General features: G+C 64.4%; 6 protein-coding genes. 1 reads left to right on the top strand and 5 read right to left on the bottom strand.

Annotated features, from left to right (window positions below; translation table 11 throughout):
* A partial coding sequence (locus tag AC1D00_RS20275) for an efflux RND transporter permease subunit (RefSeq protein WP_477011885.1) occupies positions 1 to 2,880 on the top strand: 2,880 nt, incomplete at its 5' end.
* Here AC1D00_RS20275 and AC1D00_RS20270 read toward each other — a convergent pair.
* The 5 genes from AC1D00_RS20270 to AC1D00_RS20250 form a co-directional block, all read right to left on the bottom strand.
* Positions 2,877 to 3,605, bottom strand: coding sequence for a sulfite exporter TauE/SafE family protein (locus tag AC1D00_RS20270; protein ID WP_477011884.1), 729 nt, complete (start codon positions 3,603 to 3,605; stop codon positions 2,877 to 2,879). The genes AC1D00_RS20275 and AC1D00_RS20270 overlap by 4 nt on opposite strands.
* Positions 3,606 to 3,619: 14 nt before the next feature.
* A complete protein-coding gene (locus tag AC1D00_RS20265) occupies positions 3,620 to 3,799 on the bottom strand; it encodes a hypothetical protein (protein WP_477011883.1) in 180 nt (59 codons plus the stop codon).
* The gene (locus tag AC1D00_RS20260; RefSeq protein WP_167770669.1) at positions 3,792 to 4,049 is read right to left on the bottom strand and encodes a hypothetical protein; all 258 of its coding nucleotides are present in this window, start codon (positions 4,047 to 4,049) and stop codon (positions 3,792 to 3,794) included. Before AC1D00_RS20260 ends, AC1D00_RS20265 begins: the two co-directional genes overlap by 8 nt.
* A 225-nt stretch (positions 4,050 to 4,274) precedes the next feature.
* Entirely contained in the window at positions 4,275 to 5,393 is a 1,119-nt protein-coding gene (locus AC1D00_RS20255; protein ID WP_477011882.1) for a helix-turn-helix transcriptional regulator, read from the bottom strand.
* Between the two features lie 110 nt (positions 5,394 to 5,503).
* Positions 5,504 to 6,622 (bottom strand): helix-turn-helix transcriptional regulator, encoded by a 1,119-nt coding sequence (locus tag AC1D00_RS20250; protein ID WP_477011881.1) that lies wholly within the window; start codon positions 6,620 to 6,622, stop codon positions 5,504 to 5,506.
* Positions 6,623 to 6,838: the final 216 nt, after the last annotated feature.

Here is a 6,838-nt window from a genome sequence, read left to right as displayed (position 1 = left end):
GTGCAGAACCGGGTGCAGCAGGCCGAGCCGCGCCTGCCGGCCGTGGTGCGCCAGCTCGGCATCATCACCAAGAAGTCGTCGCCCGACCTCACCATGGTCGTACATCTGCTGTCGCCGAACGGTCGCTACGACATGACGTATTTGCGCAACTACGCGGTGCTCAACGTCAAGGACCGGCTGGCGCGGATCGACGGCGTCGGTGACGTCCAGCTCTACGGTGCCGGCGACTATTCGATGCGGGTCTGGGTCGATCCGCAGAAGGCGGCGGAACACGGGCTGACCGCGAGCGATATCGTCAAATCGATCCAGGCGCAGAACGTCGAGGCCGCCGCCGGCGTGGTCGGCTCCTCCCCGAACGTCAAGGGCATCGACCTCCAGCTCTCCGTCAACGCGGAAGGGCGGCTCGCGAACGAGGAGCAGTTCGGCGACATCGTGGTCAAGGCCGGCGCGCGCGGCGAAGTGGTGCGCTTACGCGACGTCGCGCGCATCGAGCTTGGCGCGTCCGAATACGGCCTGCGCTCGCTGCTCGACAACAAGCAGGCGGTGGCGATCCCGATCTTCCAGGCGCCGGGCTCCAATGCGCTCCAGATTTCCGACCACGTCCGCGCCACCATGGCCGAGATCAAGAAGAACATGCCGGAGGGCGTGTCCTACCAGATCGTCTACGACCCGACCCAGTTCGTGCGCTCTTCGATCGAGGCTGTGATCCACACGCTGCTGGAGGCGATCGCGCTGGTGGTGCTGGTCGTGATCCTGTTCCTCCAGACCTGGCGAGCTTCCATCATCCCGCTGCTCGCGGTGCCCGTGTCGATCGTCGGCACCTTTGCCGTGATGCACATGTTCGGCTTCTCCATCAACGCGCTCAGCCTGTTCGGCCTCGTGCTCGCGATCGGCATCGTCGTCGACGACGCCATCGTCGTGGTCGAGAACGTCGAGCGCAACATCGAGGCCGGGCTGTCGCCGCGCGATGCCACCTATCAGGCGATGCGAGAGGTCTCCGGCCCGATCATCGCGATCGCGATGGTGCTGATCGCGGTGTTCGTGCCGCTCGCCTTCATCTCCGGCCTCACCGGGCAGTTCTACAAGCAGTTCGCGCTGACGATCGCGATCTCGACCGTGATCTCCGCCGTCAACTCGCTGACGCTGTCGCCGGCGCTGTCGGCGCTGCTGCTCAAGGGCCACAACGAGCCGAAGGACCGGCTGACGATCATCATGGAAAAGAGCCTTGGCTGGTTCTTCCGCGGCTTCAACCGTGCCTTCACGCGTTCATCCGAGAATTACAGCGGCACCGTCACCAAGGTGATCTCCGCCAAGGCTGCGGTGATGGGCCTTTACGTGGTGCTGGTCGGCCTCACCGCCTTCCTGTTCCAGCAGGTGCCGAGCGGCTTCGTGCCGGGCCAGGACAAGCAATATCTGGTCGGCTTCTCGCGGCTGCCTGACGGTGCAACGCTCGACCGCACCGAAGAGGTGATCCGCAAGATGAGCGACGTCGCGCTGACCCAGCCCGGTGTCGAGAGCTCTGTCGCCTTCCCGGGCCTGTCGATCTCCGGCTTTACCAACTCCTCCAATGCCGGCATCGTGTTCTCGACGCTGAAGCCGTTCGACGAACGCAAGGGTCCGGCCCTGAGCGGGAATGCCATCGCGGCCGATCTCAACAAGAAATACGCCGGCATCCAGGAAGCCTTCATCGCCATGTTCCCTCCGCCTCCGGTCAACGGCCTCGGCACCATCGGCGGCTTCAAGCTGCAGATCGAGGACCGCGCCGGTCTCGGCTACGAGGCCCTGAACGAGGCGACCAAGGCGTTCATGGCGGCGATGCAGAAGGCGCCGGAGATCGCCGGCGTGTTCTCGAGCTTCCAGGTCAACGTGCCCCAGCTCTTCGCCGACATCGACCGCACCAAGGCGCTCCAGCTCGGGGTGCCCGTCACGGAGGTGTTCAACACGCTCCAGATCTACCTCGGCTCCTACTACGTCAACGACTTCAACAAGTTTGGCCGCACCTACTCCGTCCGCGTCCAGGCCGACGCGCCGTTCCGCGCCCGGGCCGACGACATCCGGCAGCTGAAGGTGCGTTCGTCCTCCGGCGACATGGTGCCGTTGTCCGCACTGCTCAAGATCCGCCAGAGCGCGGGTCCGGAGCGCGCGATCCGATACAACGGCTTCCTGTCGTCCGACATCAACGCGGCGGCTGCCCCCGGCTTTTCATCGGGCCAGGCGCAGGAAGTTGCGACGCGGATCGCAGCGGAAGTGCTGCCGCCCGGCTTTGCCTTCGAATGGACCGACCTGACCTATCAGGAATTCATCGCCGGCAATTCCGGGCTCTGGGTGTTCCCGCTGGCGATCCTGCTGGTGTTCCTGGTGCTGGCCGCGCTCTACGAGAGCCTGACCCTGCCGCTCTCGATCATCATGATCGTGCCGATGGGTCTGCTGGCGGCGATGTTCGGCGTCTGGATGTCCAAGGGCGACAACAACGTCTTCACCCAGATCGGCCTCATCGTTCTCGTCGGACTCTCGGCCAAGAATGCGATCCTGATCGTCGAATTCGCGCGCGAGCTCGAATTCGCCGGGCGCACGCCGATCCGGGCCGCGATCGAGGCGAGCCGGCTGCGGCTACGTCCGATCCTGATGACCTCGATGGCGTTCATCATGGGCGTCTTGCCGCTGGTGMTCTCGASCGGCKCGGGCTCSGAGATGCGSCRSGCCRTSGGCGTYGCCGTGTTCTYCGGCATGATCGGCGTCACCSTGTTCGGCCTGTTCCTGACGCCGGTGTTCTACGTGCTGCTCAGAACCATCACCGGCAACAAGCCGCTGGTACATCACAGCAGCGACATCAGCGCCGCGCCGGTCCAGGGGCTTCATCACGAAGGCGCCGGCCACTAGATCAGGGAAATCCCCGACACCAGCAGCAGAGCGAGCACGGTCTTGCGAAAGACCGTCTCGTTGACGCGGCGAAAGGCGATCACACCGAGCGCGGAACCGGCGAACAGCGCCGGCAGGCTGACCGCGAGATCGACGAAGACCTTTGACGACAGGTCCTGGTGTCCGACCAGCAGCGCGATGGCGAAGACCTGCATCGCAGCGATGAACGGCTGCACCAGGCCACGCTGCTCGCTCTTGGGCATGCCGCGCATGTCGCACCAGATCGTCGGGATCGCGCCGGGCATGGCGGTCAGCCCGCCGACCAGCCCTCCCCCGAACCCGATCAGCGCGACCCAGTGCCGGCCGACGGCCTCGCCGGCCGTCACCAGCGTCGGCCGCAGCAGCATGTAGGCGGCATAGAGCGCGACGATGATGCCGAAGCCCCGCCTGAGCAGATGCGTATCGGTGGACTGCAACAGCGACACCGCGATGGGAACGCCGATCAATCCGCCGACGATCAGCAGCAGGCTGCCCTCCCAGCGGATGCTGCGCCGAAGCGCCCACAGATTGGTCGCCTGCACGCCGATGCTGCACGCCATCATCAGCGGCACGGCCTCCAGCGGCTGAAACACCCGGAGCAGAATGGCGCCCGCTACGGCCGAGAATGCGAATCCCGACAGACCCGAAACGAAGGCGCCGGCGAATACGGCAACGCTGAGCAGAACCAGTGTCGTGACATCAGGCACGGACCGACCTCCGGTCAATCGTAGGGAATTTGCGAGACGGCAGCGTCGACGTTCTCGGAGCAAACCTGCGGTTCGCGTGGAAACGACACATGCATCGCGTGCGCGTGAGAGCGTTCCAGCATCGCGAGGCCAACCAGTTGGAGAGTGACGAGTGCCGCGGTCACGGCGATCGCGACGATGTTGACGTTACGCACATTCGAACGTGGTGTGGCCGGCGGCGCGCTCGCCCGCATCAGATCCGTGGGCATTTCCTGAAATATCCTCTTTGCTGCTGAACGGAATGAATTCATTCAAAGGCAATGGGTCGTGCGGCTGCTCCAGCAGATGGCGATAGCGCAGCAACTCGCGCCGCGCGTCGATCGCGCGCTGCTCACGGAACGCCGCACCGATGCGCGCGGCGATGTCGCGGAGTTTGCGAGCCGGAGCCGGTGACGTCATTCGCATGACAATCTCCTCTCGACCTTCCACATTGACTGGATTCACTTGCGCCCGCTGTGAGTTGCTTCGCATGAATACGAACGCGTCGAATAAGAGATCGTGTGACATCTCCTAGAAGGGATCGCGGCAAACCGCGTCATTCGATCGAATGACCCGCGATAACTTTCTAATGATGTCTCTGTTTGAACCTATTGCGGGCTGCAGCGACTCGTCCCGCGCCGCGAATGCGCGTCAGTGCACGAGCGGATTGGAAAATCCCGCCGCAAGCTTCACGAGATCCGCCTGACGAGAAACGCCGGTCTTGGCGAAGACGCGATGCAGATGCGTTTTCACCGTCGTCTCTGCGATGCCGAGCGCAATCGCCGTCTCCGGCACGCCGCCGACCTCGACGATCGACTGCAAGACCCTCAATTCCGCCGGAGTGAGGTCGAACGTGCGGTCAATGAGGCCGGCACACGAGCGGCCGTCGAGTTCCGCCTTCCAGACGAACAAGGCTCCGACGGCCGACGTCCGCTCCGTCGCTCCGTCGCGCAGCAGCGACGGCAGCGCGATGACGTTCGCGATATAGTAGGAACCGCCATGGGAGATCAGCGAGATCTTTCGACCGGCCGCCGCAGCCATTGCAACCTGCCCCGCATCGCGGAAGATATCGCGCAGGGCCAGATTTGCCTCGGAGGATCGCGCCACGAGCCGGCCCGAGACCGACCGCAGGACGTCGGCCGCGGCCAGCATCGTCTTCGCGGCGGGATTGCCGTGGACGATATTGCAGGCGGCATCGAGCAGGATGACGCCGGCACTGAGCCGGTCAACGACATCGGCCAGCGCGATCGCCCGCTGCTGCTTTCGCTCGATCGCCCGGTTGATCAGCAGCGCACGGCTTGCGTGTGCGACCAGTGACTGCATTCGCGCGCGCTGCCCGGCATCGAGCATTTCCCTGCCCGGGATCACCGTCAGCAGCATCGGACACGGCGACTGCGACTGCTCCAGCACCACGTTCGCAACGTCRGCACAACCCTGTGGGCGCAACCATTCCTGATAGAAGCGCCCGCGGCGATATTCCTCGAAGTCCACGAGATCCGGGATGTTGCGCACCTCGCCATAACGGGGAAGCCTGGCGAGCGGATCATACTGCGCGTAGGTCTCGGCATAGAGCTGGATGTAGTGCGGATCGACCCCGCAATAGAAATGCGTCGCGCCGGATTTGCTGACGGGATCCTTCGAGATCAGGCCGCAGGCCTGGCTGCCGATGAACGCATTAACCTTGACGATCACCTCGCTCCACAACTCAGGGTGGAGACCGGCGTCATAGATGCTCTCGATCAACTCGGAATGTTTCGGAGGTCGGGGCATGGGACGAGCCAGTGGTCAAACATCGAGATCGCGGAATGTTCTTCATGCCCGGCGGCCTAGTTGAGTCGATCACGGGAGCAAAAGGTTCAACTCCGACCGTGATTTACTGATCAGTTGATGAGCGGATTCGCGAACCCCGCCGCGAGCTTGACGAGGTCGGCCTGCCGGGACACGCCTGTCTTGGCAAAGACGCGGTGCAGATGCGTCTTCGCCGTCGTTTCCGCGATACCCAGCGCAGCCGCCGTCTCAGGAACACCGCCGACCTCCACGATCGACAGGAGCACCCGGAGCTCGGCCGGCGTGAGATCGAAGGTCCGCGCGATCAGTTCGCCGTAGGACTGCCCTCGAAGCGACACCGCGCGCAGCAGCAGCGCGCCGACGGCATCACCGACGCGTTCGCTGCCGTTGCGCAGCACCGACGACAGCGGCAGAATGTGCGCGACATAGCGCTCGCCGTGGAGCGAAATCAACGGAATCGCGTGGGCCCTTGCGGCCAGCATGGCAATGTCGCCGCCGGTTGCAAATGCCTCGCGCAGCCTCTGATTGGCTTCATTGCTGCTGGTTACGAGCCGCCCGGCAACGGACCGGACGACGTCGTCCGCCGCGAGCAGGGCATGACCGGCGGAATTGGCATGCACCACCCGGCAGCAGGCATCGAGCAGGAAGACGCCGGATGTCAGATTGTCCAGAACATCGGCCAGCGCCGTCGCCAGGGTCAGCTTTGCATCGATGGCGCGATTGATCAGCAGCGCGCGGCTGGCGTGCGGAACGATGAACGAGAGACGGCGCTTCATCGCGGGATCGACCATGCGCCGCCCCGACAGCACCGTCATCATCACCGGGCAGCTCGCATTCGACGTGTCGAGCACGACGTTGGCCGCATCGCTGCACCCCTGCGGCCGCATCCATTCCTGGTAGAAGCGCCCGCGGCGATACTCATCGAAATCGACGAGGTCCGGAATGCTGACAATCCGGCCGTGCGGCGGCAGCACCGTCAGCGGATCGAACTTCGAGTGGGTCTCGGAATAGAGCTGGATGTAGTGCGGGTCCGCCCCGCAATAGTAGTGCGTGACGCCGAATTTGCTGATGGAATCCTTGGAAAACAGCCCGCAGGCCTGACCGCCGACGAAATCGCGGATGCCGGTGACGACGTCGTTCCACAACGAGGGATCGAGCCCGGCGTCGTAGATAGACTCGACCAGGTCGGGCAGCTTTCGTGGTCCGTGCATCGCTTTAAATGGCCTGAGTGATCAGTATCACCAAGCGTAGCACAGCCACGACACGCGGCATCCTCCGATCGGAGGACGCGCCGGCCGGGCGGATGGAGCCCGGCCGGCGGGCGTCGCGTTCAAGCCGCCGGGGCTAATGCCGGCTCAGAACGTGACGCGAACGCCGCCCTTCGCCGTGCCGGTGCGGCTCTGGTCGGACATCATCATGCCCTCGAC

The sequence above is a fragment of the Bradyrhizobium sp. P2_E8 genome (assembly GCF_056403875.1).
The sequence above is the reverse complement of the archived record's forward strand: the minus strand, read 5'-3'. Positions and strand labels throughout refer to the sequence as shown.

Bases quoted from the DNA above. Each gene is read 5' to 3' on its own strand.
- AC1D00_RS20260 (WP_167770669.1), bottom strand. From the start codon at position 4,049: ATGCGAATGACGTCACCGGCTCCGGCTCGCAAACTCCGCGACATCGCC.
- AC1D00_RS20250 (WP_477011881.1), bottom strand. From the start codon at position 6,622: ATGCACGGACCACGAAAGCTGCCCGACCTGGTCGAGTCTATCTACGAC.